Below are 256 nucleotides of genomic sequence, written 5' to 3'. Positions count from 1 at the left end.
ACCGCCGAGATCGTGGCGCTGCTGCGCCGGCTCTGCCGGGAGCGGCGGATGAGCGTGCTGCTCTGCGCGCATGACATGAACCCGCTGTTGCCGGTGATGGACCGCATTCTTTATGTCGCCAATGGCAGGGCGATCTGCGGGCCGGTGGAGAAGGTGGTGCGCACGGAAGTGCTCTCGAAACTCTACGGCTACCATATCGACGTGATCCGCGTGCATGGGCGGGTGCTGGTGGTGGCCGGGCAAGCCGGGTTCGAAC

General features: G+C 65.6%; 1 pseudogene. It reads left to right on the top strand.

From position 1 onward, the window contains the following. A pseudogene (locus tag N8M20_RS10385) lies at window positions 1–256 on the top strand (hypothetical protein); the annotation flags it as partial.

This window comes from Streptococcus mitis, assembly GCF_946190275.1.
Lineage (GTDB): Bacteria > Bacillota > Bacilli > Lactobacillales > Streptococcaceae > Streptococcus > Streptococcus mitis_DC.
Note: the sequence above shows the minus strand (reverse complement) of the source record. Positions and strands in the feature narration are given on the sequence as shown.